Origin of the sequence: Sanguibacteroides justesenii (genome assembly GCF_003204205.1) — a bacterium.
GTDB lineage: Bacteria > Bacteroidota > Bacteroidia > Bacteroidales > Marinifilaceae > Gabonibacter > Gabonibacter massiliensis.
In genome coordinates, this window is sequence record NZ_QJPL01000007.1 from 102,780 (window position 1) to 128,195 (window position 25,416).

A 25,416-nucleotide genomic window follows, 5' to 3' on the forward strand; every position below is an offset into this window, starting at 1 on the left:
CACTTTTCTTACTTATTGGATGTAAATTTATCTTTTTTTGATGAGGTAACAAAAAAAGAATAAACTTTTGTCAAACTTTTTAGTGTCTATTGTCCAATTTTAGGCGAAGGGATTACGGAAACAGTATGCAGGGTACGAATACGTTTTTATAGGTGATGGTGGTTATCGCTTTATTTTGTTTATTTATCTTTGATTTTCACCCATTTCACTGCATCGGCCACTATGCTTTTAAGTGGGGTGTGGCGTTTGTCTTTTTCCTCCTCTTTTTCTACAGGGGCCCTATCGTCTAAGATCACGAACGATTTTCCTCGTTTTAATTCGAATTCACCCAAAGAAGCCCATCTCCCTTTTTCCCACGGGAGTAAGATCTCTTCGGATTTCGATCCTTCTCCTTTTACCGTGTAGTATTGGGCTTTCTGGGGGCTCCACGCCTCGGGGTGCATTGCAAGAATCTCGTAAATTCCGTCTTCGGGAATGTCGGCTGACCATTCTGCTTTACAGGAGCCGTTTCCGGCTCTTTTCAGGTATATACTCCTGTACTCGTTTCCGTGAGCATTACCGCGAAACTCTTTTTGCCAGGGGCCTGTCAGGATCATCTCTCCGCCGGAACTCTTTTCGGAGAAAAATTTCGGCCGGTTATTTCCCGGAAAGATCAATCTGAATCCGGGGTCCTCGTTGTCCACGATGATTTCTCCGTTTTGGGGGTTGAACACTGACGGCGATATATCCTTAATCCCTTCTCTCGTGTCCCGGGTGGTCCCGGTTTCAGTGGTTTGCATGACGGATGGGAGATTACGCGAGATACCCAAATCCAAGGTAAACATATTTGAACTCCCGTGCAAGCGGACCTCCTTGCATTCTCCCGGTTGAAGCCAAAGATGATAGGATCCCTCGTGGGAAAAAGAGTAAACGATGAAGCCCGGGTGTTCTCCCGTGTTCCAAATTTGAAAACGAGCCATCCATCCACTCCCGTACTCTTGTTCCACCCGTTCGTTCTTTAAATTTTGTACCCGAAAGTTCGTTACTGCTTGGGAATCCCACGCCTGTAATACTTGCTCGAAATCAAATTCCAACTCCGATCGTATGGCCTGGCATAACGTATCGAGAGGAATTTCCCCCTGATATGCGGTATAAAAGGAGCGCAGGAACCGGTAGAATTTCTTTTGCGGAACATGAACCGCCACGCGATCCAATAAAGCTCCTGTTTTTAAAGCCATCATCTGCTGCAAAACGTAAGACGGAATACTTCGGTCTTGCAGCGCCTCTTCTAACGTGTGATCTTGCAGGTAAACGTGAGCGGCCAGATCACTGTTGTAAATGATTATCGTATTTGCAGCTTTGGAGTAATGTTCGCCTTTGGCGATGAATTGTTTTAATATCCGGTCGATTGTCCGGTAACGGGAGGAGACGATGGTCACTGCCGGTTCTGTAAACATAGGCAGACAACAATAGGGGTTTAATACGAAAGAAGGGCTTAGGCGAGCTTTTTTTAAATTGAGTCTCTCTAAAAACGGGTTATTTGCGTTGCTGAGACTCGACGGGTCTAAAAAAGGATTTGTTATCAAAAAAGAACCTCTGATGAGACGTATCGCTTCTTCCTCTTGTTTTGCGTTTTTCCGTGAAAAGAAAGCGTAAGCATTCATGTTCATTCCTATTCCTCGTTCGCCTAACAACACCATTCCCGGTTGAACGTATTCGCTTCGTCCTTTCCATGTCCGGGCATGAGAAACAAACGGGAGCGGGGTTTCCACCAACAGCAGGCGACCTCCTTCGTCCGTGTACCAATCCCGGCGCAGTATAAAGTCTGAGATATGATCTTCTTTTTCGGGAGCGTAAATAGAAAAAGAGATAACCTTTCCTAAGCTGGTTAAAATATTTGTTTCTACTTGCTTTAAAATTTTTTCCCCGTCGAATTGTTGGATAAGAGGTGTTACGAAATCATTTTCTTTGAAATAATACCAATCCACTTTTATATCTTGTAAAGATATCGTTCGATGCTCGTAATTTCCGGCACAGAGAGTTACTCCTTCCAACGGACGGGATGGCGAAAACAATAGCGTGTCGCCTTGCCGGGACGGTTTGCCCTGTGATAATACGACCGGTTGTACGGGGGCCACGATCCGGAGGCGATAAAGCGTATAGTCTTTACCTGACAAGAACGGGAGGGAGGGATTGACGGGAGGGATGGTCACGGGATACCACATTACTTCCGGAACCAGTACCAACGAGGTATTGCTTACCAACACGTGGCGACGACCCAGGTGGAAGAAATTATTATTGCGTCTCGTGTCGTAATACGATTTGTCGTCTGAATCTAAGTAAGCTATCCTGCCATCCGGTACACCGGAGTAACGTACGGATAAACGGACGCTATCTCCGGCTGCCAGAGAACGCTCGATCAATATCGCCTGGCCGTCGCGGGTAAAGGCAAGCGGTTTATCCCGTTCCTCTATATGCTTTACCGTCAATCCCGGATTTAGGTACAACACGATACGGGATACCGCTTCCTTGTTCGGATTTTGTAACGTCAAGTCGCTAACGGATGTGATCCGGTCGCCCGTTTGACGGAGCGTGATATCGTGCCTCGACACTCTACAAGATTTTTCTCCGGCATGACGGTCAAAAGCAGCACGAAATTCGGCCCTCGCAGATTTTTCCTGCATGAAGTCACGAGCGTAAATACTGCCTAATAGCATCCCGATAAACAGCAAGGCGATGCCACCGTAACAGCATCGGGCAATCGTTCGTTGTTCGTTCGGTATTCGTTTACAGAAACGAATTGCCCAGTAGGTAAAACCGACTCCTGCCAACAAGTAAACCGAACGGTGGAGCAAATAATGCCAGCCGTCCACATGGCCTGTTGCCACGGAAAAAATATTCGACAAGGAACTCCCCGTGAAGTCGAACAGCCCATGGAATACACCCGGCAAAATTGTTACCGAGCAATAAAGGAATATCAATAATAATATCGCGGATAATACCCGGGAGCGAGTCAGCCACGTCATCCACAACGCGAATCCCGTGAAGAATATCAGAGACGGTACTGTTAGTGTTAGGAAATAATACAAATAATACAACGGGTTAAAGGGTGCCTGGCTACCCCAAATGTTTATCCCGCAACACGCGAGCAGGGAAAAGAATCCTACAGCGAGTAGTACAAAAATGATTCCCACTGTTTTACCGAGGAAATACTCCCCGTTACTCACGGAACGGGCGTGTAACGACTCTAACATGCCTCCTCTTTGTTCGCGGGTAAACAGATTTACCCACACAAAGATCACGATGAAGCTCTGCACGATATTATAGAGGTAAGCATTTACCAATGGAAATGAAAAGGTTTGGTGATGCATCAACCAACTCCACCCCCATGCGGTTACTTTACCTTGTACCAACCATTGCAATAAGGTTATGCCCCCGATGGTAAGTGTAACCAGAACCCAAAAAAGAAATGAACGGCATATCGCTCGAGCCTCGTATGAAGCCACGACTTTTACCTTCTTTAAATCCACGATACGATTTGTATTTAATTAATAAGGTTCGGTTATGGCTGATCTTCCTCCTTTATAGCGTCGCCGATCACTATATTCGTCGAAGCGGATGGTGCTTGTCGGAATTCCGTATACCACATGGTGGTAACGAATGTATTTGTTGTTACGATTATGTCATTTCCATACTGATTCGTAAATATTATTGAGGTCGTTATCATGGCAGTTCCGATTCTAATCCCCACGAGTCTCAAAATCCAGCTGAATATGCTATTGGAATTGTGAAACTGGAGTTCTGTTACGGACACAATATCTGGATTATTTGATATGACGGACCTGCTTACTACTATGAAACCTTCTGGATCAATATGATATTGCATGATATATGAGTCGTCTACATACATTTGTACGTTACTATTCTCGGGAGAGATTCTTTGTGCCATGGAGGCATTTACTGTAAATAATGCTATGATAAAAAAGCATGCGACTGTAAATTTTTTGATCTTCATGCTGTTTGAATTTTTATTGAAAGTAATTAATCTCGTTTATTCCTTTTCTTTGGGATTATTTTTAATTTTTATTTCTATCCCGTTTTTATCGGTTACCGTAATTTTGCGGGAAACTACTCGTTCTTGCCCGTTCTGATAATAGAACTTGTATTTATAGGTCGTTGTTCTTTCCGGTTTGATTACGAACGTGTATTTACAGTTCTTGATCTCTTGTGTTGTCGGCTTGTAAACAGCTGTATCAAAAACTATCGTTTTTACTACTTGGGGATTCCAGGCTACCTCTACAGTAAGCGGGGTACCTTTTTGAATAACAGTCCCTTCCACTTTCGTCAGTTTACCTTTGTCCCGAAAATACACGTAAGAAGCCCATTTTTCTTCCCGGGAAATTTCTTTTACAATTGTTTTTATTTTTTTTTGGGAAGTAGTATCCTTTGCTTGTGCTTTTACTTCCGCCATCGTGCAACATAATATTACTACAAATAATAGACACCATTTTTTCATAATGTTTGATTTTTAATGATTAGTAATTAACGTTATTTACTTCCTTTCTTGATAATTTTTTAACTCTTCTTCTTTTATCTCGACCCCGTTTTTATCCGTTACCGTGATTTTGCGGGAAGCTGATTCTTCTTTACCGTCTTGATAGTAGTGTTTGTAGTTATAGGTCGTTGTTCTTTCTGGCTTAATCGTGAACGTGTATTTCCCGGCTTTAATTTCTTGAGGAGTCGGTTTGTAAACCGTGGTATCGAATACGACTTTTTTTATCATCTGGGGATTCCAAGCCACCTCTACGGTAAGCGTGGTACCTTTTGGAATAATAGACTCTTTAATTTTCATTTTTTGGCCTTTATTCAAAAAATATACTCTGGAAAGCCAGATTTCTTTTCGGGAAACTACTTCCTGGGTTGTTTTCATTTTACCTTGTGAAGCGGTGTCCTTAGATTGAGCGTTTGTTTCCATCCCTACAAGGCATAATAACACCGCAAATAGTAAGCACCATTTTTTCATAATGTTTGATTTTTAATGATTAGTAATTAACGTTATTTACTTCCTTTCTTGATAATTTTTTAACTCTTCTTCTTTTATCTCGACCCCGTTTTTATCCGTTACCGTGATTTTACGGGAAATTAATAATTCTTTATCGTCATGGTCGTATATTTTATAATCGTATGTCGTTGTTTTTTTTTAGGCTTGATCGTAAACGTGTATTTAGAGTCTTTGATCTCTTGTGGGGTAGGCCTATAGACGACAGTGTCAAAAACGACTTTTTTTATTAGTTGAGGATTCCAGGCAACCTCGATGATAAGCGTGGTACCTTGTTGAATGACAGATTCTTTAATCTTCATCGGTTTGCCCTTGTTCAAAAAGTATACCTTCGTTTGCCACGTTTTTTGTTGGGAAATCACTTCTTGAATTATTCTTTTTTGACGAGTGGTATCCTTTTGGGCTTTTGCCTCCATTCCAACGAAGCATAGCAACGCTGCGAATAACAAATTCCATTTTTTTCATTTTATAAATTCAACATTATAAATATAAATTATAAAATATCTCTTCAAATATAATTTATTGTATTTTAAAATCCAAATGATAATAATAAAAATTAATAATCAATTTATAATGATTATTTAAACTAATGTGAAATTCAAAAGGAGGTATGAGCGGAAAGGGTTGGTAAAAGAGAGTCTCCGTATTTCTTTAAGGGGGTGTGTTGTGATTGTTTTGGGAAAAGAATCATGAAAAAAGAGAGAAATGTTAAATATTTAACAGAAAAAGTGTATTTTCGCAACTTCAATAGAAGTGTCGAGGTTAATGAATACAAGGCAAAGAAGATACAGGGATTATCCGACTTTTTTTAAAGGTTTATTTCAGGAGCGGGTGCAAAAACTCTCTATAGACGGGGGATTTACCTGTCCGAACAGGGACGGGAGCAAGGGAACGGGAGGATGTACTTTTTGTAATAACGAGAGCTTTACGCCTGAATACTGCCGGTGTGCGGGGAGTATTACCCGTCAGATAGAGGAGGGAATTCGCTTTTTCGATGCGAAATATAAGGGGCAGAAATATTTGGCCTATTTTCAGTCTTACTCGAATACGTATGCACCCATGGATGTTTTGCGGAAGCGCTACGCCGAGGCTTTATCGCATCCGAAAATTGTCGGTTTGGTGATCGGTACCCGTCCGGACACGGTTACCCCGGAAATTTTAGATTATTTGGGAGAGTTGTCGCGTGAAAGATATGTTTGCGTGGAGTACGGTGTCGAATCGGTTCACGATGAGGTTTTATGTCGTATCAATAGAGGGCATGGTTATGCCGAATCGGAATGGGCTATTCGGGAGACAGCCAAACGGGGAGTTGCTGTCGGTGCCCATCTGATATTCGGTTTACCCGGAGAGAGCCGGGATGAGATGTTGAGCGGAGTTGTCCGTTTGTGCGAGTTGCCGATACAAGTGTTGAAACTGCATCAGTTACAGATTATAAAGGGTACCCGTATGGCTGAGCAGTATGCGGCGGCCCCGGATGCGTTCGGACTTTACACTTTGGAAGATTATTTAGAGTTCGTGGTGGACGTGATCGGGCATGTCCGTCCGGATCTATATTTAGAGCGTTTCGTGAATCAGGCTCCTTCGGATTATCTGATTGCTCCCAAATGGGGCGTGAAGAATTTTGAGTTTGCGGCCATGTTGGAAAAACGTTTGGAGGAGAGAGAGGTATGGCAAGGGAAATGGAGAGATCAGGGGATAAAGGGGTTGAATAGTTGAATGATTATGTGATATAATGATTGGGAGATTGAAAAGATTGAGGATTATAGATTAAAGGATTCTGAGATTAAGCGGTTTTGAGATTCAAATTGAATCACTGAATTCGATTGATCTAAAATTTACGATGAACGGATTTCGTGATTGAGAGATAAGTTTTTTGAAATTTGTAGTATATATGGTAGGACAAGAGAAGGTATATGAAATTTTGGCAACGTTGGGAATTACGTTCGATTATGTGGAGCATCCGGCAGCTCCGACCATAGAAATTGCCAGGCAATATTGGAAGAACCTGGACAGTACCCATTGTAAAAATTTATTTTTCCGGAATCATAAAGGAGACCGGCATTATTTAGTCATATTCGACTGTGATCACGATTTGGCCATTCATGATTTGGAGAAAAGGCTGCAACAGGGAAAATTGAGTTTCGCTTCGGAGAAAAGAATGGAGAAATACTTAGGCTTGCGTCCCGGTTCCGTAAGTCCTTTCGGGTTAATCAATGATACGGAACATCATGTACATGTTTTTTTGGATGAGAATTTACGAAAGGCACAAAAACTCTCTTTTCATCCGAATGATAATCGGGCTTCTTTGGCTGTTAAAGTAGAAGATTTTATCCGGTACATGGATCAAACCGGGAACGGTTACGAGTGGATAGAACTATATTAATTGTAGATTGACGATTGTGGATTAAAGGATTCTGAGATTGAGCGATTTAGAGATTAAAAAGATTGTATATTGTAATTGTAAATGGAACGCTATTTTCTTAATTTACAATCTACAATCTAAAATTTACAATGAACACGTGGATCGGGAGATTAAAGAGATGGTGTGATTAGGATTTGGACCCTATTGATATGACGGACGTTATGAATTTTATAAACTTTTAGATTAATAAATATGTTGAGTGTAGCACAGGTTGTAGAAGATATCGTGAAGCATAAACCCTATCTGTCGGAGTCTTTAGCCATGGGGTTGATTAATATTTCGGCTTTGGCCCGGCAGATCAAATCGGAGGTGGAAGCGGCGTTGAAAAAAGAGGTTAATCCGGGAGCGATTGTTATGGCCTTGAATCGTTTGGCTCCCTATTTTCAAGTCCGTGAGCAGGTGCAGTTGAATAAGTTGCTTAATAATATGGGAGATATCATATTGCGAAGTAATTTATGCGATTACACGTTTAAAAATTCCAATACATTGTTGGAGTGTCATATTCGGGTATTGAAAAATATATCCCAAAAAGAGGAGGTTTTTTACACGATGGTACAGGGGGTGTTCGAGACGAATTTAGTCGTGAGCGATACGATGGAGGCGGCTATCGATAACTATTTTAAAGGAGAACAATGTATATTTAAACAAAGCGGTTTGTCTTCCGTGACGCTAAAACTGCCCAAGGGAAATATCCTGCAACCCGGTTTCTATTACAGTATAATGAAAGAGTTATCCTGGGAGGGAATTAACCTGACCGAGGTTATTTCTTCCACGAATGAATTTACGGTAGTAGTGGATAATTCTTTAATAGATAAGACATTCGTGGTTTTAAAGAATATAAGCCGGAAATAAATAGTGAGATAAAAGTTTATAAAATGTATTTGTTTTATGTGAAAATGGATGATATCGTGTCGTGTTTTTAGTTTTTAACATTTAGTTTTTAGATTGACGGTTAAAATTACTAATTTTGCAAGAAATGAATAAATAGAGAATTTAGTAGAGAAAGACAGATGCGATAAGGGCATTTTTCAATTTCCAAATTTCAATTAATAGCATATGTTTGAGAATCTATCCGAAAGATTAGAAAAGTCGTTTCAGATTTTAAAAGGACAGGGGAGAATAACAGAGATCAATGTGGCTGAAACCCTGAAAGAGGTGAGACGTTCGTTATTGGATGCCGATGTAAACTATAAAATTGCGAAGGAATTTACCAATACGGTAAAGGAGAAGGCGTTGGGCATGAACGTGCTCACTGCGGTGAAACCGGGGCAGATGATGGTGAAGATCGTGCATGACGAGTTGATCCAGTTGATGGGGGGAACCCATGTTGATATTGATATAAAAGGAAATCCGGCCGTTATTCTGATGTCCGGATTACAAGGTTCCGGTAAGACCACTTTCTCCGGGAAGTTAGCCAATTTGTTGAAGACCAAAAAGGGGAAGAATCCTTTGTTGGTTGCCTGCGACGTCTATCGGCCGGCTGCTATCGAGCAGTTGAAAGTATTGGGTGAGCAGATCGGTGTTCCGGTATATAGCGAAGAAGGGAATAATAATCCCGTGCAGATTGCTTTAAATGCCATCAGGCAGGCGAAAGCGACAGGGCGGGACGTCGTTATCGTCGATACGGCGGGACGTTTGGCTATCGATGAGCAGATGATGAATGAGATCTCTGCGATAAAAAAAGCGATAGAGCCTAATGAAACTTTGTTCGTGGTGGATGCCATGACCGGACAAGATGCGGTGAATACGGCTAAGGAATTTAACGATCGGTTGAATTTTAACGGTGTTGTCCTGACGAAATTAGATGGAGATACGCGCGGCGGAGCCGCGTTGTCTATCCGTACGGTGGTGGATAAACCGATTAAATTTGTCGGAACGGGAGAGAAGTTGGAAGCTTTGGATGTATTCCATCCGGAACGTATGGCAGACCGAATCTTGGGAATGGGAGATATCGTTTCCTTGGTAGAGAAGGCTCAAGAACAATTTGATGCGGAAGAAGCCAAAAAATTGCAGAAAAAGATTGCCAAGAATCAATTCAATTTCAACGATTTCCTGAGTCAAATCCAACAGATAAAAAAAATGGGAAATATAAAAGATTTGGCTTCTATGATTCCCGGTGTAGGGCGTGCTTTGAAAGATGTGGATATCGATGATGATGCTTTTAAAGGAGTGGAGGCTATTATTTTTTCCATGACACCCCAGGAGCGAGAAAACCCGGAATTGATCAACGGTTCTCGCCGTAAACGTATAGCCATGGGAAGCGGAACAACCATTCAGGATGTAAATCGTTTGCTGAAACAATTCGATGAGTCTAAAAAAATGATGCGGATGTTGTCCAAGGGCGGTAAGATGATGGGAAATGCCGCTATGAGAAGAAGATAATAATTAATTGACGATTGACAATTGTAGATTTTGGATTAAGCGATTATAAGAATGAGTGAGTAACGATGGGGAGATTGGTAAGCTACGATTTGCATTAAAAAGATCAGGCAATTGATAATTTACAATTTAAAAATAAAAGATGGAGATTATTGACGGAAAAAAAGTTTCGACGCGGATCAAAGAGGAGATCGCGGAAGAGGTGGCTCGCTTGCTTGCCGAGGGAAAGAAGATCCCCCATTTGGCTGCCGTTTTGGTAGGCAATGACGGAGCGAGTGAAACCTATGTGGCCAGTAAAGTAAAAGCATGTCAAGCCGTGGGGATTAAAAGTACCGAACTAAGATACGGTAGTGATATTGCCGAAGAGCAATTATTGGAGGTAATCCGACAATTGAATGAGGATTCGGATATAGACGGTTTTATCGTGCAACTTCCTTTGCCGAAACATATTTCCGAAGAGAGAGTATTAAATACGATTCATCCCGATAAAGATGTGGATGGATTTCACCCGTGTAACGTGGGTAAGATGGTGTTAGGGTTACCGACCTACCTTCCGGCAACTCCCGCCGGGATCATGGAACTGTTGGCTCGTTACCACATCGATACGGAAGGAAAACATTGCGTCGTAGTGGGACGAAGTAACATCGTCGGGACCCCGATGGCCGTGCTGATGTCCCGTAAGGCAAAGCATGCGAACTGTACGGTGACTATGTGTCACAGCAGAACCTCCAATCTGAAAGAGATTACCCGGCAAGCCGATATTTTGATCGTTGCCATAGGCGTTCCTCATTTTATCACGAAAGATATGGTACGAGAAGGGTGTGTCGTCGTCGACGTGGGAATTCATCGGGTTCCTTCTGAAACGACTAAAAGCGGTTGGAAATTGGTAGGAGACGTCGATTTTGAGCAGGTAGCTCCCTTGTGTTCTTACATAACTCCGGTTCCGGGAGGAGTAGGACCAATGACGATCGTTTCTCTTTTGCAGAATACGATCAAAGCCTGTAAAGCGAAACATTAATGATACGGGTAGTGGGATTTTGTGCTTGGGAGATGAAAGGAGGTTGTGATTCAACTCGCTCGTCTAATCATTCAATCTCTCAATCACCTAATCTCTCAATCACCTAGTCACTCAATCACCTAGTCACTCAATCACCTAGTCACTCAATCACTCAATCTCCGATCGCCTATGGTTCTTAACTATATTTGGATTTTTTTCTTCGGTGTAGCCTTTATCGTGGCTCTTTTCAAATTATTGTTTGATGGGGATACGGAGGTTTTTGCGTCCATTGTAAAAGCTACCTTTGATATGTCCAAGACCGGTTTCGAGATATCGTTGGGATTGACGGGGGTGTTGACCTTGTGGATGGGGATCATGAAGATCGGAGAGCGAGGGGGGGCGGTAAAGGTTATGTCGTGGATTATTAATCCTTTTTTCCGGCGTTTATTTCCGGAGTTGCCTCCGGGTAGTCCGGCTTATGGTTCGATTATGATGAATATCGCCGCTAATATGTTAGGACTGGATAATGCGGCTACTCCGTTGGGGCTAAGGGCAATGCAGCAGATGCAGGAGGTTAATTCTCGTAAAGACCGTGCTTCCGATGCTCAAATTATGTTTTTGGTATTGAATACCTCCGGGTTGACCATCATTCCTGTCTCTATCATGGTTTACCGGGCTCAGTTGGGAGCTGCTAATCCGGCGGATATTTTCATCCCGATTCTTTTGGCGACATATGTTTCGACCTTAGTGGGACTTATAGCCGTTGCTTTGTATCAGCGAATTAATTTATTGGACCGGGTGATTATGGCCTACCTGATCGGGGGTAGTGCTTTGGTAGCAGGTATTATATGGTATTTTTCAGGGTTGGATAAAGAGACGTTGACCAAAGTCTCTTCCTTGTCAAGTAATGTGATTTTGTTTTCCATTATTGTCGGTTTTATCGCTATGGGAGCCTGGAAGCGTATCAACGTTTACGATGCTTTTATCGACGGGGCGAAAGAGGGTTTCTCTATTGCCGTAAAAATAATCCCTTATTTAATTGCAATTTTAGTCGCTATCGGTGTCTTCCGCGCTTCGGGTGCAATGGATGCCGTCATGGACGCTTTGAAATGGGGGTGTGAGGCTTGCGGTTTCAATTCTGATTTTGTACCGGCTTTACCTACGGCTTTGATGAAACCGTTGAGCGGAAGCGGGGCACGGGGATTGATGATCGATACTATGAATACTTTTGGGGCGGATTCGTTTCCCGGACGATTGGCTTGTGCTTTTCAAGGAGCTACGGATACCACTTTCTATATTATTGCCGTCTATTTTGGGGCCGTGGGTATAAAAAATACCCGTTATGCTATTCCGTGCGGTTTGATTGCAGATTTGGCCGGAGTTGTTGCGGCGATTGTAATGGCTTATATCTTCTTTGCCTGATTTTCTGAAGGTGATGCTGTATTTAAAGGATGCTGTTCCTTTTTTTCCAAGGGGTAAATATTTCCCGTGTAGCTGATCGGGTAGCGTTTTTGATCGTTATAATAGAGATAACAGGTTCCGTCATAACGAATGTCCATGTATAAAAACAAAATATTGTCTTTGGTTAAAATACTGATTTGATAAGCGATACTCTTTTTATTTCCGCGTGGAAGTATTTTTACTGTTCGAGAAAAAAGAATATAGTTAAATCGAAGAGAATCTTGTCCCGGTCTCGGAACCCAATGACTGCCGTTACCGAAATAGGGCAAGCGCCCGCTGACCAGCGAATCTTGAATCTCTAAATAGCATTGTTCCGGGTCAATGGTGACGTTAGGGCCTTCCGATGGGGTGGCAACAAAGGTTTGTCCCGTTGGAGTAGCTATAAAAAATCGTATCATGAACCGATCGCTATTGACTATTTGAAACGTTTTCTGAAACTCCGCTTCAAACCGGGCACTCCTTTTTTGACCCGAGGAGATGGAGGGAAATGAGTAAAGTAGGATGGCGATAAAAATAAACGGTAAATAATTTTTCATGTGCTCTATTTTTGTCGAATAAGTTGACTTTTTCGTGGTTATCACGAACGAGTTTACGTTTGTAGAAATAAAAAGTTTGATTCAGGATCGTTTTTCATAGCCCGTTCGCATCCTCTGCATATAATTGGCAGATACTAATGAAAACGATTATTTTGAGTCGGAACAGGTAACGATTTTGACATGGCATTTTTGAAAAACGAATGAGAATGGGAAAAAGGATTTTCGGAAAAGGAATAACCGGATATCTGTTTTTACTTCCGGTGATGTTCTTTATGATGTTGTCAGTTGACGTGCAGGCTATACCGTATTTTATAAACGGTACTCTAAACGATACGACGGGATGGGTTGTGACCGGTAAAGTGACGGACGAAGGAGGAAAACCCCTGAAAGGTGCCGTTGTATTTATTAAAGATAAGAACACAGGAGGGCTGACTGATGGTAGGGGGAGGTTTTTTGTAAATGCAGATTCGAACGATATATTGTTATTTTCTTATGTCGGAAAAGAGATGCGGAGCATACCCGTCGCTCGGCAAAAGGTGATGGAAGTCCGTTTATACCGTGCTGTTTGGGTTTTGGAAGATTCTTATCCGGTTGTTTGCGTGAAGGAGAAGACAGACGAGGTATTCGAACCGGTTGAGGTTATGCCGGAGTTTCCCGGTGATGTGTTTGTATGGATTTCAGGACAGATAAAATACCCGGAGAAGGCATACGAGAAGGGGATAGAAGGAGAAGTGCAGATCTCTTTTGCGATCGATAAGAGAGGTAGGGTAAAAAGAGTCAATGTGGTCCAATCGACAGATGTGTTGTTGGAGAGGGAGGCGATACGGGTGGTGAAGGCGATGCCGAGATGGAAACCGGCGAAACAAAACAGAAAAAATGTAGAGATCGAGTGCTTGATTCCTGTAAGTTTTCTTTTAAAATAGGGGGGAGATATTTAAGAAGATATGATTCATTAAAAACGTTGCACGAAACGGCAACGTTTTTTTTCGGGCTTTGAATAGAGTATTGCTTGTTGAGGGTTATTCTGAATATAAGGAAAATCTTCACATTTTTTTGTCTTATCCCGTATCGTGTAGAATCTTTTATTGTGTATTTTTTGGAATAGAAGTATTTCTTTATTATGCTGTTGATGTGATAATATAATGATCTTAAGGCATATAATTGAACGTTTGATTAAAATATACAAAATAAATAATCTGACTATTAAATTTATTGATCTTGAATTGATAAAATGGTTTTGCAGGACAAGTAAATATATATGATAAACTATTGAATTATAGATGTATATGTATCTATATAAAACCTTCGTTTAATGACATTTTTATAGGAAAAACATCATGATTGGCTCAAAAAAGACAACACGTTGAATACAAGAATCGAAGATTTATCAAAAAATATTTATTTTATTTGTATTTGTAATTTTTTTACTATATTTGTAATGATCAAAAAACGAAGGTTTTTTGATAGGTGTATTAAAAATAGTCGTGAGTATAGTCGGATACGAGCTACGATAATGGACGTAGGGGGGATTTGTTTATATTCTAAAGTTAGGTGTCTGTATGCTCTGGGCCTCTTAGGGACGATAGGTTCAGTTTGATGAGAAGATAACTGGTGACTCCGGGGATAAAATCGATTATTCCGAAAAAACAATAATTTCTTTTTAAGTACGTTACTTGTCGACATGAGTTGTCAATAGTATTTATCGTGGAAAAAAGTTTTCTCTTTGGGTAGGAGAGGCTTTATCGAAATCATTTTTACGATCTCCTCAATGCGTCAAGATTACGTGGAATTATTGATAGATCCCGATAAGTAAGAGCTGTGCGTTATTGTATTGATTGTTCAATGCGATAATTATTGTTAACTACAAATGATGTCTAATTAAAAACAAGACTATGAAAAAGACGATTCAATTGATTGTTTTCCTGTTGTTAGCAGGAGTACAACTGTGTTTGGCTCAAAAGCGTGAGGTCTCGGGTACGGTGACCGATGCTGCTGACGGATCTCCGCTGCCGGGGGTTACGGTTGTTGTAAAAGGAACGAATGTCGGGACATCGACCGATGTTAAGGGACATTACGTTTTAAAAAATGTGGAGGCGGATGCCGTTCTTGTCTTTTCTTTTGTGGGGATGAAAAAACAGGAAATTAATTCCGGAACGCGAAAAGTGATCGATGTGAAGATGGAGCAGGAGACGGAGCGCCTGGAGCAGGTGGTCGTAACCGCTTTAGGTATCAAACGTCAGAAACGAGATTTGGGATACTCGACGGTAAATGTGACTAACCGGGAACTGGTTAAGGCTCGCGCTTTGAATGTGGCTGTCGGGTTACAAGGAAAAGTACCCGGGTTAAATATCACGGGTTTGAACAGTAGCGTGTTCGAGGATGTGAAGATCAATCTGCGAGGAATACGTTCGTTGACCGGTGACAATAACCCGATGTTATTGTTGGATGGTGTTCCGGTGGCTTTAGGTTTCCTATCCTCTTTAAATCCGAACGATATAGAGAGTGTAAATGTATTGAAGGGAACCTCTGCTGCTGCTATTTATGGTCCTGATGCCCGTAACGGGGTAATCGTTGTGACGACAAAAGTAGGTGCCGAGGGTGCTAAGCCGGAGATTACGATCAGTAACTCGACTCAATTTAGCCAAGTCTCCATGTTTCCCAAATTTCAAACGGAGTTCGGAAGCGGAGGATACGGTGATTATATTCCTTACGAGAATTGGTCTTACGGACCGGCTTACGACGGCTCGGAAGTCGTGTTGGGAGAGACGTTGCCGGATGGTAGTGTACAGAAGGTGAAGTATTCCCCGATAAAGAATAATCGACGGAAGTTTTTTAAAACGGGAATGACCATGCAAAACGATGTTTCTTACCTGGCTAAAGATTTTTTCCTGAGTGTACAGGATGCGCTCATCAAGGGGGTGGTTCCGAACGACCGCAACCGGAGAACGGGTATTCGTCTCAATGCTTCCAAAACCTATAAAATTTTTACAGTTAATTTTAATTCGAATTACATCCAGTCTAATTATGACGTGTTTGATGATACGGCTATGAGTGATTATTACTCTGCCAATAACGTGGGGTTGAATGACGGTTTGATGAACCTGATTTTTTCCACGCAGGCTCATGTGCCGCTGACTTCTTACAAAGATTACAAGAACAATGCGTTCGCCACTTACGATAATTACTACAATCGGTACGGGATAAATCCTTATATTGCGTTAGATACCTGGAGAAGAAAAGGAAAAAAGCAGGATTTGATTACCAGTATAGACTTTAAATTGTCACCTACCGGCTGGTGGGATATCAATTATCGAGCAGCCATGACTTACCGGACGGAGCAATATAAAGTCAAGACCCTGCTCCGAACGGTGACGGAATATGGAGAACATCGGGGAATATCGACTATCCCCCAGCGGGTGGAGGATTACTCTTATGTACAGAATAGGCTCTCTTCCGAATTGTATATGAATTTTCATAAAACTCTCGGAGATTTTAAGGGTAACCTATTGGTGGGAACTTACGTTCGCGATGTGGATACGAAGAGTATGAACATGATCGGAGACAGGTTAATTGTTGAAGATCTGTTTAATGTTTCCGCAAGGCCGGGAGAATTGACGGGAGGATCCGACAAATACAGGGTGCGGATGCTTTCGTTTTACGGAAGTTTGACGTTGAATTATAAAAATTTCGTCAACTTGGAAGTTACAGGGCGTAACGATAAGACCTCAGTGCTCGATCCGAAACACAACAGTTTCTTTTATCCGGGTGTGAGTGCTTCGGTTGTATTGACCGATGCTATTCCCGCTATAAAGTCTGACGTATTCAACTTCTTTAAATTGCGGGCTTCGTGGAATAAAACCGGTAATGCCGACATCGATCCCTATTTGTTAAGTGCTACTTCGGCTCAAATCTTGGGGTTCCCCTATGCCGGACTTCCCGGATACTCGATTAATTCGACCTCTTATGATCCTTTGTTGAAGCCAGAGTTTGTAAAGAGTATAGAATTCGGTTTTGAAGCGAGTCTTTTGGATAACCGGGTTACGCTGGATATGACCTACTATAACCAGAAGAACACGAACCAAATCGTACGGGTGAGAGTTCCCCGTTCTACCGGTTATAGTTTTGCCTATTTGAATGCTGCTTCTTTTAAAAATTTCGGTTTTGAGGCGCAATTAAAATTAACGCCGCTCGTTCGGTTTGGGGAATGGGACTTTAACTTAGGTACGAGCTTTACTTATAACGATAGTAAGGTCCTTTCCATTTTCGGGGATTTGGAGGAGTTGTCCGTCGGTGGATTCTATGCGGCCAGTAATCAAGCTGTCGTGGGTAAACCTGCTTTCGTGTTCAGTGCGAAAGATTATCAGCGAGATCCAGAGGGACGGGTGATTGTGGATGCCGGGACCGGATTGCCGAAAGTTGACGAAACCAATAAAATATTCGGCAGGACAATGCCGAAATACATTATGGGGCTGAATCCGACGATCACCTGGAGAGGATTGACGATCTCCGCTACTTTTGAGTATAAAGGCGGATATTATGCCTTTAATATGATCGGTGCCGATATGGCATGGACGGGAGTCTCCGAAAGGACAGGGGCCAATCACAGGGAACGCTTCGTTTTCCCGAACTCGGTCTACGAGGATCCCAAAAATCCGGGGAAATATATACCGAATGAGAATGTGACAATCACGGATGTGAATGATTTTTGGACGGGAGATAACTACCGGACGGTAGGAACGAACTTCCTGACAAGTGCCGATTCTTGGCGTTTTCGGGAATTTTCGATCTCTTACGATCTTCCACAGTCACTTATCGGAAAACAAAACGTGATCAAAGGCGTCACGATTGCTTTCACCGGACGGAATTTAGCCCTTTGGTTACCGAAGTCCAATGTGTATGGAGATCCTGATTTTCAAGGAAGTTATTTTAGTGATCAGAGAAATGTTTCCGGAGTGGGAGATGCTACTGTGAATCCCCCGACCCGGAGTTTTGGAGGAACAATTACGGTTAAATTTTAAATTAAACGGATATGAAGAAGATACAAATACATATGATTATTCCTTTTGTTATGCTCTTAATAGTAGGGTGTGGCGAGAGTTATTTCGATATCAATCAGAATCCGAACAGTGCGGCGGAAGCAAATATGACACCAAACCTGATACTACCCAGTGCCATGAATCGGGTTGGGGTTTTGACAGCCGCTACCCAGCCGAGTACGGATTACACCCAATTGAACGGAGCGAACGGAAATTATCAGCAATGGATGGGATATTATGCCCGTTGTGCCGGGACTTACGGTCCGAACACGGATCTTGAGGCATTCCAGCTTTCGGCAACTTTTAACCAAGGAGTTTGGCACGATTGGATGGATGTACTGAAAGATTTCGACGTGATGGAGAAAAGTGCTGTTGCCCGGGGGGAAAAGGCTTACGAAGCGATTGCCAAGATCATGAAAGCCATAGGTTTTATGACGTTGGTCGATCAGTACAATAATATTCCTTATACTCATTGTTTCGACATCACAAATTACATGTTAACTCCTTACGACAAAGCGGAGGATATCTATAAGGATTTATTGGAACAATTAGCGAAAGCAGACGAACTGTTGAAGACAGCCGAACAGGGAGAGAATTACGATATCGGGCGTGCGGATGTCGTTTTCAAGGGCGATTTAAAAATGTGGCGGAAGTTAGGGAACACGCAACGTTTGCGGATGCTTATGCATGAGGCTGATTTTCTTGGGGCTGCCGCTTTGAAAACGGAAGCGGACAAAATAGTGGCCAACGGGGCGGGTTTTCTTGGAGAGGGAGAGACTGCAGCCGCTCATTTGACCTATTCGGCGGATAAGGGAAAACAAAATCCTTTCTGGAATACTTATAGAGAAAATGATCAAGGGGTTGCGGATGCTTTCTTCCGGGCCAATAATTTCTTTCTGAATCTTTTACGGGATAATGGGGACATCCGGTATACCTATTTTTACTCGAAAGCTAAAACTCCCACGGGAGGAGAGTATTACATCGGTTTCGATTTCGGGGTGGTGGACAATAGCCTGCCTGATGGAGCCCACTCTTCTATGGTTTCCGGTCCGGGTATCGCTAAATCGGTCGATATGCCGCAATGGTTTTTACCCTCTTTCGAGAGCCTTTTCTTGCAGGCGGAAGCTATCCAGCGGGGAGCCCTCGCCGGGGATGCTCAAAAAGTTTACGAGAAGGCCGTAACCGAATCTTTCGTGTGGTTAGGGGTGGAAGATGCCGCGGAAGTAGCCGACAAATACCTGCATCCCACGGAACCGACCGATACTAAGTTTGCGGAGTGGGACAGCCATCCGGATAAATTGCGATTGATCTATTTGCAAAAGTATATTGCCATGTACGGAATCAACGGGGCGGAATCCTGGACGGATTACCGGAGAACAGGGGTTCCCGATATCCCTCGTTCCAAGCATCCGAGTGTGGGAAATAATCGTATTCCCTATCGTTTGATTTACCCGACTACCGAATACCAGTTCAATAACAAGAATGCAACGGCTCAGGGAACTATTAATCCCCAGGCAAATAAGATATTTTGGGATAAAAATTAATGTTTAAATATTGGATTATGAAAAAGATACATGTATTGATATGGATGATGTCGGTGATTTCATTGGGATTGACTTCCTGCTTGAAAGACGACAGGATCGATGATCTTGAATATGGCATCAGGCCGGAGGATCTTTCCACGAAAAAGATCATCGAGATACCGGCCGATGCGGACCATATGAAATCTATAGCTATTTTGGCTGTGGGGGCCGAACAGGAGATTACGATCGGGGAAGTGAGATTAGCGGCCGAGAAGCCGGCCGGGGAAGATATCGAAGTGGTATTGAAAAAATCCGTACAGGGAGATTTGATACCCGAGGGAGAAGAGTTGTTTCCGTTGGATAAGATCACTCTTCCGACGTCTGTGGTGATCCCGAAAGGAGAACGAGCCGTACCTTTAACAGCAAAGATAAAGACAGAAGCTCTGCAGGCTAATGGCAGTTATCTGGTGATAGAAATAGAGTCCGTGAAGCAGCCGGGTTATACGATAAGCGGAAATTTTGGAAATCTGTTATTGGCTTTGAAAGTACGTAGTCCGTACGAGGGTAAATACAAGTATGAAATGGAGGGGGATTTTGCTCCTCCGGCAAGTACGGAAGTTTACCTGGAAACGGTTAGTCCTACCCGGTTGTCGGCCGGTGGATTATTTGGTGGTAAGTTCTCGAATAAAGTATATTACGAGATCGATCCGACAACGAACAAGGTAACTCTTGACGTCGACGGACAGGCCACTTCCGTTATCTCGGGAACTTATGATCCGAACAAAAAGTCGTTCACGATCGAGTGGAATATTTTAGGAGGAAGGTACGTGAAGGAGACTTACGCGTTGATACAATAGTAGCAACTTAACCCCTGTTTGTTAGCAAGAGGCCGTTCCCGTTTGTAGACGGGGCGGCCTCTTCGTTGTTTTATCTTTACTATTTTTCATGATTATTAACCTTTGCCCGCTTCGACGAAATACATCTCTTCTATGTTCAGGTGCTTCCGGGCTGCTTGAAGAAGGTCCTCCGAGGTGCATTTTTTCATACGGTCGATCATTCTCAAGTAAAAAGTATTGTCCGTATCGTAATTCAATTTGTGTTTCAGAGCATCGGATTGGGCGAAAACACCGTCTAATTCCCGAAGCAGCTCCCCGTGAAAATAACTTTTAACAAGATCCAATTCTTCGGCCGGAATGGGTTCTTGCTGTAAACGGAGTATCTCTTTACGGATTTCAGTAATTGTAGCTTCTGCATAATCGGCATTGACATCGGTGGCGATGTTCCAATAAGAAGCGTTTTTCATACTGACATTAAATGAACTGATGCTATAGGTAAAGCCTTTCTCTTCCCGGATATTGGACATCAGGCGGGAACCGAAATAACCGCCTAAAACCATGTTGAGTAACTGAAAATCGGTATAATCTTCTTCCGTGAGCCTGACCCCTTTTTTGCCGACCCGGATACTGGTTTGCACGGCATCCGGTTTACGGATACGGTATTGTCCGGTAGGCTGGCTTTGGATGTCGAATGCCGGTTCTACGTCCGGAACGGGAGATTGTAGTATGGAAAATTGTTTTTCGACCTCTTGTAAGACGGACGTACTCACATTGCCGGAAAGAAAAATACGGCAGTTCAGGGCACTTACCCGTTTTTGATAAAAATCCAAGAGCCGGGGGCGGGTCACTTGGTCGAAATCTTCTCGGGTAAAATGATTAGCGTAAGGATGTTGTTCTCCGAAAAACAAGCGAAGAAACTCCATACGAGCCAGATAGGAGGTTTTTTCCAAGTTGACCAAATATTGTTGCTTTTTGTTGCGAAGGTAGACTTCCAATTCGTGTTCCGGGAAGGTACTGTCAGCAATCATCTCGGCTACCATTCCGATGGTCTTGTCCGCGTATTTGTTTAAGGAGATCAGGCTGATTTCCGACTTATGCAATCCGCAGTTGTAATCCACGTAAGCCCCGTGATAGTCGAAAAATTCGGCTATCATTTCGGAAGAATGGGAGCGAGTTCCTTCGTTTAACAAATGGAGCATAGTGGAAGCGATGATCGGTCGGGGTTGGAAATAAGCCCCGACAGGTAGAACGACATCCATTTTGAATACCTCTTGTTGAGGGTCGTTCATGTAAATGATTTCTACTCCGTTGGAGAGGATTCTTTTTTGATAATTCAGGACGGAAGGTTTGGTCAAGGCTTCCAGTTGGGGAGGTTGGTTGCGGTTCATACGGATTGAATTGTATAGATGATTGTTCTGTATTTTATTTCAGGTACCATAGGGTAGAACTGTTTGCAGGCGTAAATAGCTGTTGCGCCGTATTTTTTATCATTTCCCGGGTTATTTTTATATACCGGTTGCGCTCTGTATTGATCAGGTCGATATCTCCGAGGTACTCGAAAAATGCCAAGTTGGCAGACTTCCCCTGGTAGTTGATTTCGCTGTAAGAGATACGGGCATCGGTCTTATTGATGACTTTCTGAAGCTCTCTTTCCGATACGTTCTCCTGAATAAAACGATCGATCTCGTTTTGGATGGCCTGTTCTCCCTCTTCGATTTTCACGCCCTCCGATAGTTTTCCGGAAAAGATGAAGAGACCGGGATCCATGTCGCCTGTCACGTAAGCATCTATTTCTGAAAAAAGCTTGCTGTTTTTTATTAAGTTGACGTATAGACGGGAGGATTGTCCGTTGGACAGGATATCCGAAATAATATCACAGGCGTAAAAATTATCCGAATAGCGGTCGCCCATGTGGAATACCTTATACAGGGCATCCGCGGGAACTTTATTGTGCTCGCAGATCAATTGCCGGGCTTCCGTCTGTTCGGGTTCCGGAGATAACCTGTTTTTTACGGTATGGGAGGGAGGGATATCTCCGAACCATTTCTTCACCAACTCCAAAGCCCGAGATTCTTTTATATTTCCGCTGATACTGATAATGGCATTGTCCGGAGCATAGAAACGATGGAAGAAATCTTCGACTTCTGCTAAAGTCGCTTCTTCGATGTGTTCGATTTTTTTGCCTATGGTAGGCCATCGGTAAGGATGGACTTTGTAAGCCAACGGTCTCAATTTTAACCAAATATCCCCGTAAGGATTATTCAGGTAACGTTGTTTGAATTCTTCGATTACCACGTTTCGTTGTACATCGAGGGATTTTTGGGAAAAGTTAAGACTGAACATCCGGTCCGACTCCAGCCAAAGGGCTGTTTCTATGTTGGCTGCAGGGATGGTGATGTAATAATTGGTATAGTCGTTATTGGTGAATGCGTTACTGTCTCCTCCGGCTTTCTGCACATGATAGTCGTAATCGGGAACGTGAGCGGATCCGCCGAACATCAGGTGTTCGAAAAGATGGGCGAATCCGGTTCTGTTCGGATCTTCATCTTTTGCACCAACTTTGTACAGTATGTTTACGGAAACGAAAGGAGTTCCGGTATCCGTGTTACAGATAACCGTCAGTCCGTTATCCAATATATGTCGGGAATAGTGAATCATCGTTTTTCTGTCGCGTATTAAATAGATAGTTTTTCTATATTTTTCAATGCTTGTTCGTAGGCGGTAACGATATCGGTAATAATGTTTTCCGCACTCTCTTCCCGTTGTAGCATGGAAGAGATTTGACCTATTTCCAGTTCTCCTTCTTCCATATCTCCTTCGAAAATACCTTTTTTAGCCCGGCCTTTTCCTAAAACCGTTTTCAATGTTTCGGCATCGGCTCCTTTATCTTCCAGTTCTTTGATGTGTTCGTAAAATGCATTCTTTATCAGGCGGGTAGGAGCTAATTTTTTTAATGCCAGCATGGTATCGCCTTCTTCGAGTTCGTAAACTTTCTGTTTGAAATTCGCGTGGGCCGAAGATTCTGCGGCCACGGCAAAACGACTGCCGATTTGTACTCCTTCAGCTCCTAAAACCATTGCGGCCAGCATCGACTCTCCGGAGGAGATGCCGCCTGCTGCAATGACCGGAAGAGAACAATGTTTAACCACGTTAGGTATTAGGGTCAAAGTGGTAGTCTCTTCCCGTCCGTTATGTCCTCCGGCCTCAAACCCTTCCGCCACGACTGCATCCACTCCGGCCTCTTCGCTTTTCCGGGCGAAAACGGCACTACTGACAACGTGGACAACCGTGATCCCGTGAGATTTCAATAAGGGAGTCCACTTTTTAGGACTTCCGGCAGAGGTAAAAATGATCTTTACCTCTTCCTTAATGATAAGATCAATGAGTTTCTCCATTTCCGGATAGAGCAAAGGAATATTGATACCCCAAGGTTTGTCCGTGGCTTGTTTCATTTTGCGTATGTGTTCCAAGAGAGTTTCCGGATGCATGGAACCCGCTCCGAGCAGACCTAATCCGCCATTGTTGCTTACGGCGGAGGCCAGCTTCCATCCGCTGCACCATACCATACCGCCCTGAATGATCGGGTATTTTATGTCGAAGAGAGTCGTTATTCTGTTTGCCATGTTTTATTCTTTATTTTTGGTTTTATCTATTCATATCGTATGCATGCAAAAATAGTTTTTATTTTGGTATAATACTACCGTATAATACGAACGGGTGTTTCGACAAAGTGAAACACCCGTTTAGCGATAATTTGATGAATGATTTTATTTTTCGATATTCGGTAATTCCAAACCGTATCCTTTTTTCTTGTCTTCGGCTTTTAACCATAATCCTAAAAGGAAAGCCAAAACGCCCAAACTGGCGAAAATCAACATCGGAACGGTATAGTTATAGCTTACACCTTCGACTCCGGCTTTAATCTGTTCGGAAACACCCGGGTTACTTGCTTTTAAAGACCATCCGATAAGGATAGGGAAAGACAACAGACCGATATTCTGAATCCAGAAAATAACGGAATAAGCCGACCCTAAGTATCTGTTTTCTACTAATTTGGGAACGGAGGGCCATAAGGCTGCCGGAACCAAAGAGAAAGAGATTCCTAAAATAACGATGGCCACGTAAGCGATAAAATGATTCAATGGTGCTAACGCGAAGATCAGATGACAACCGCACATCAAGAGAGCTCCTATGATTAACATGGTTGCTCCTTTACCTTTATGATCCAGATAGGCACCTAACAGGGGAGTCAGAACCATGGCCCCGATCGGGAACCAGGAGAATACGGCTGCCGCATCGGTTGCGCTGAGTCCTAAACGGCTTTCCAACATACCCGTTGCGAATTTCTGGAACGGGAAGATAGCCGAGTAATAGAGCACGCATAAGAAGGCAACGATAAGGAATGTTTTGCTGGTAAATAATTTTCCGATGTCGCTGATATGGAAAGGATCTTCCGGTTCCGTGCTCATCTCACCGATTTGTTTATCCAGTTTCTTATCCATGAATACGTAAACCAAGAAAGTCAGCAGACCGATACAAAGTAAGGTACAGCACACGGCAACCGGGGTTACGATGTCCGGATTGATACTTCCGGCCAATAGCGGGGAGATACGGAATACGGCAAATACCCCTAAACGGGCTATGGCCATTTCCAGACCCATGGCTAACGCCAATTCTTTTCCGGTAAACCATTTTACGATCGCTTTTGATACGGTGATACCGGCCATCTCCGTACCGCAACCGAATATGGCGAATCCGATGGAAGCGACTTTGGCACTGGCGGGAATGCTTGTCCAGAAAGAGTTGAAAAATTCATACCCTATACCGCCGTTGTTAAAGTATTCAGTGATGGCGTATAGTTTTATGGATCCTCCGATAACCATTAGAGAAGCCGAGAGAAGTCCCGTAAAACGAACACCCATCTTATCGAGGATGATACCCGCGAAAATGAGGAAGAAGAAAAAAACGTTTAAGAAAAATTCGGAACCTTCTTCCATTCCGAATACGTCCGGACTCCATCCGCGTTCCGTCTCCAATAAGGTTTGTAATGGGGATAAAACATCTACAAACATGTACGCAAAAAACATGGTCGATGCAATAAGGATCAAGGCTGTCCATCTGGCAGCTTTGGAGTCCCTAAGGGTTTGTTGAATCTTTTCAGTCATGATATTTTATTTATAAATTAAAA

General features: G+C 42.9%; 20 protein-coding genes. 10 read left to right on the top strand and 10 right to left on the bottom strand.

The features are described 5' to 3' along the window. Positions 1 to 179: 179 nt before the first annotated feature. The 5 genes from DMB45_RS11985 to DMB45_RS14735 all read right to left on the bottom strand — a co-directional run bounded on the left by DMB45_RS11985 (position 180) and on the right by DMB45_RS14735 (position 5,494). On the bottom strand, positions 180 to 3,509 hold the full coding sequence (locus DMB45_RS11985; RefSeq protein ID WP_041504283.1) for a golvesin C-terminal-like domain-containing protein: 3,330 nt from the start codon (positions 3,507 to 3,509) through the stop codon (positions 180 to 182). A 521-nt stretch (positions 3,510 to 4,030) separates the two neighbouring features. Further along, positions 4,031 to 4,495, bottom strand: coding sequence for a hypothetical protein (locus DMB45_RS11995; protein WP_041505110.1), 465 nt, complete (start codon positions 4,493 to 4,495; stop codon positions 4,031 to 4,033). Between the two features lie 36 nt (positions 4,496 to 4,531). Beyond that, a complete protein-coding gene (locus DMB45_RS12000; RefSeq protein WP_041505111.1) occupies positions 4,532 to 5,002 on the bottom strand; it encodes a hypothetical protein in 471 nt (156 codons plus the stop codon). Between the two features lie 119 nt (positions 5,003 to 5,121). Beyond that, positions 5,122 to 5,340 (bottom strand): hypothetical protein, encoded by a 219-nt coding sequence (locus DMB45_RS12005; protein WP_146216443.1) that lies wholly within the window; start codon positions 5,338 to 5,340, stop codon positions 5,122 to 5,124. Further along, the gene (locus tag DMB45_RS14735; protein WP_160289155.1) at positions 5,330 to 5,494 is read right to left on the bottom strand and encodes a hypothetical protein; all 165 of its coding nucleotides are present in this window, start codon (positions 5,492 to 5,494) and stop codon (positions 5,330 to 5,332) included. Before DMB45_RS14735 ends, DMB45_RS12005 begins: the two co-directional genes overlap by 11 nt. 309 nt (positions 5,495 to 5,803) lie before the next feature. On the opposite strand from DMB45_RS14735, the gene DMB45_RS12010 reads away from it, so the two are divergent. From DMB45_RS12010 to DMB45_RS12035, 6 genes are all read left to right on the top strand, one after another. Continuing rightward, positions 5,804 to 6,754, top strand: a complete 951-nt coding sequence (locus DMB45_RS12010; RefSeq protein WP_041505113.1) for a TIGR01212 family radical SAM protein — start codon at positions 5,804 to 5,806, stop codon at positions 6,752 to 6,754. Positions 6,755 to 6,929: 175 nt separating this feature from the next. Next, positions 6,930 to 7,421, top strand: a complete 492-nt coding sequence (locus DMB45_RS12015) for a prolyl-tRNA synthetase associated domain-containing protein (RefSeq protein WP_041504288.1) — start codon at positions 6,930 to 6,932, stop codon at positions 7,419 to 7,421. 231 nt (positions 7,422 to 7,652) lie between these two features. Beyond that, positions 7,653 to 8,312: a hypothetical protein gene (locus tag DMB45_RS12020; RefSeq protein ID WP_041504289.1), complete on the top strand. Its 660-nt coding sequence runs from the start codon at positions 7,653 to 7,655 to the stop codon at positions 8,310 to 8,312. Positions 8,313 to 8,516: 204 nt separating this feature from the next. Beyond that, positions 8,517 to 9,842 carry a signal recognition particle protein gene (ffh, locus tag DMB45_RS12025; protein WP_041504290.1) on the top strand — a complete coding sequence of 442 codons (1,326 nt, stop codon included), beginning with the start codon at positions 8,517 to 8,519 and terminating at the stop codon, positions 9,840 to 9,842. A gap of 139 nt (positions 9,843 to 9,981) precedes the next feature. After that, complete coding sequence (gene folD / locus DMB45_RS12030; protein ID WP_041504291.1) at positions 9,982 to 10,857, top strand: bifunctional methylenetetrahydrofolate dehydrogenase/methenyltetrahydrofolate cyclohydrolase FolD; 876 nt, start codon at positions 9,982 to 9,984, stop codon at positions 10,855 to 10,857. Positions 10,858 to 11,025: 168 nt separating this feature from the next. Next, positions 11,026 to 12,258, top strand: coding sequence for a nucleoside recognition domain-containing protein (locus tag DMB45_RS12035; protein WP_041504292.1), 1,233 nt, complete (start codon positions 11,026 to 11,028; stop codon positions 12,256 to 12,258). Here the strand turns inward: DMB45_RS12035 and DMB45_RS12040 are convergent. Then, positions 12,240 to 12,833, bottom strand: coding sequence for a DUF4251 domain-containing protein (locus tag DMB45_RS12040; protein ID WP_041504293.1), 594 nt, complete (start codon positions 12,831 to 12,833; stop codon positions 12,240 to 12,242). The two genes, DMB45_RS12035 and DMB45_RS12040, sit on opposite strands and share 19 nt — an antisense overlap. Positions 12,834 to 13,039: 206 nt before the next feature. Between DMB45_RS12040 and DMB45_RS12045 the strand changes: the two genes are divergently transcribed. The 4 genes from DMB45_RS12045 (at position 13,040) to DMB45_RS12060 (ending at position 20,249) form a co-directional block, all read left to right on the top strand. Beyond that, positions 13,040 to 13,756, top strand: coding sequence for an energy transducer TonB (locus tag DMB45_RS12045; RefSeq protein WP_052634811.1), 717 nt, complete (start codon positions 13,040 to 13,042; stop codon positions 13,754 to 13,756). A 969-nt stretch (positions 13,757 to 14,725) separates the two neighbouring features. Beyond that, positions 14,726 to 17,851 (top strand): SusC/RagA family TonB-linked outer membrane protein, encoded by a 3,126-nt coding sequence (locus DMB45_RS12050; RefSeq protein WP_041505115.1) that lies wholly within the window; start codon positions 14,726 to 14,728, stop codon positions 17,849 to 17,851. Between the two features lie 11 nt (positions 17,852 to 17,862). Then, the gene (locus DMB45_RS12055; protein WP_041504295.1) at positions 17,863 to 19,413 is read left to right on the top strand and encodes a SusD/RagB family nutrient-binding outer membrane lipoprotein; all 1,551 of its coding nucleotides are present in this window, start codon (positions 17,863 to 17,865) and stop codon (positions 19,411 to 19,413) included. Positions 19,414 to 19,430: 17 nt separating this feature from the next. Then, positions 19,431 to 20,249, top strand: a complete 819-nt coding sequence (locus tag DMB45_RS12060) for a DUF7015 domain-containing protein (RefSeq protein ID WP_146216444.1) — start codon at positions 19,431 to 19,433, stop codon at positions 20,247 to 20,249. A gap of 95 nt (positions 20,250 to 20,344) precedes the next feature. Here the strand turns inward: DMB45_RS12060 and DMB45_RS12065 are convergent, their stop codons facing one another. The 4 genes from DMB45_RS12065 to DMB45_RS12080 form a co-directional block, all read right to left on the bottom strand. Further along, positions 20,345 to 21,616 (bottom strand): M16 family metallopeptidase, encoded by a 1,272-nt coding sequence (locus DMB45_RS12065; RefSeq protein WP_041504297.1) that lies wholly within the window; start codon positions 21,614 to 21,616, stop codon positions 20,345 to 20,347. 34 nt (positions 21,617 to 21,650) lie between these two features. Further along, positions 21,651 to 22,886 (bottom strand): M16 family metallopeptidase, encoded by a 1,236-nt coding sequence (locus DMB45_RS12070; RefSeq protein WP_041504298.1) that lies wholly within the window; start codon positions 22,884 to 22,886, stop codon positions 21,651 to 21,653. 17 nt (positions 22,887 to 22,903) lie between these two features. Next, positions 22,904 to 23,851, bottom strand: coding sequence for an NAD(P)H-dependent flavin oxidoreductase (locus DMB45_RS12075; RefSeq protein WP_041504299.1), 948 nt, complete (start codon positions 23,849 to 23,851; stop codon positions 22,904 to 22,906). A 144-nt stretch (positions 23,852 to 23,995) separates the two neighbouring features. Then, positions 23,996 to 25,393 carry an MFS transporter gene (locus tag DMB45_RS12080; RefSeq protein WP_110688805.1) on the bottom strand — a complete coding sequence of 466 codons (1,398 nt, stop codon included), beginning with the start codon at positions 25,391 to 25,393 and terminating at the stop codon, positions 23,996 to 23,998. Positions 25,394 to 25,416: the final 23 nt, after the last annotated feature.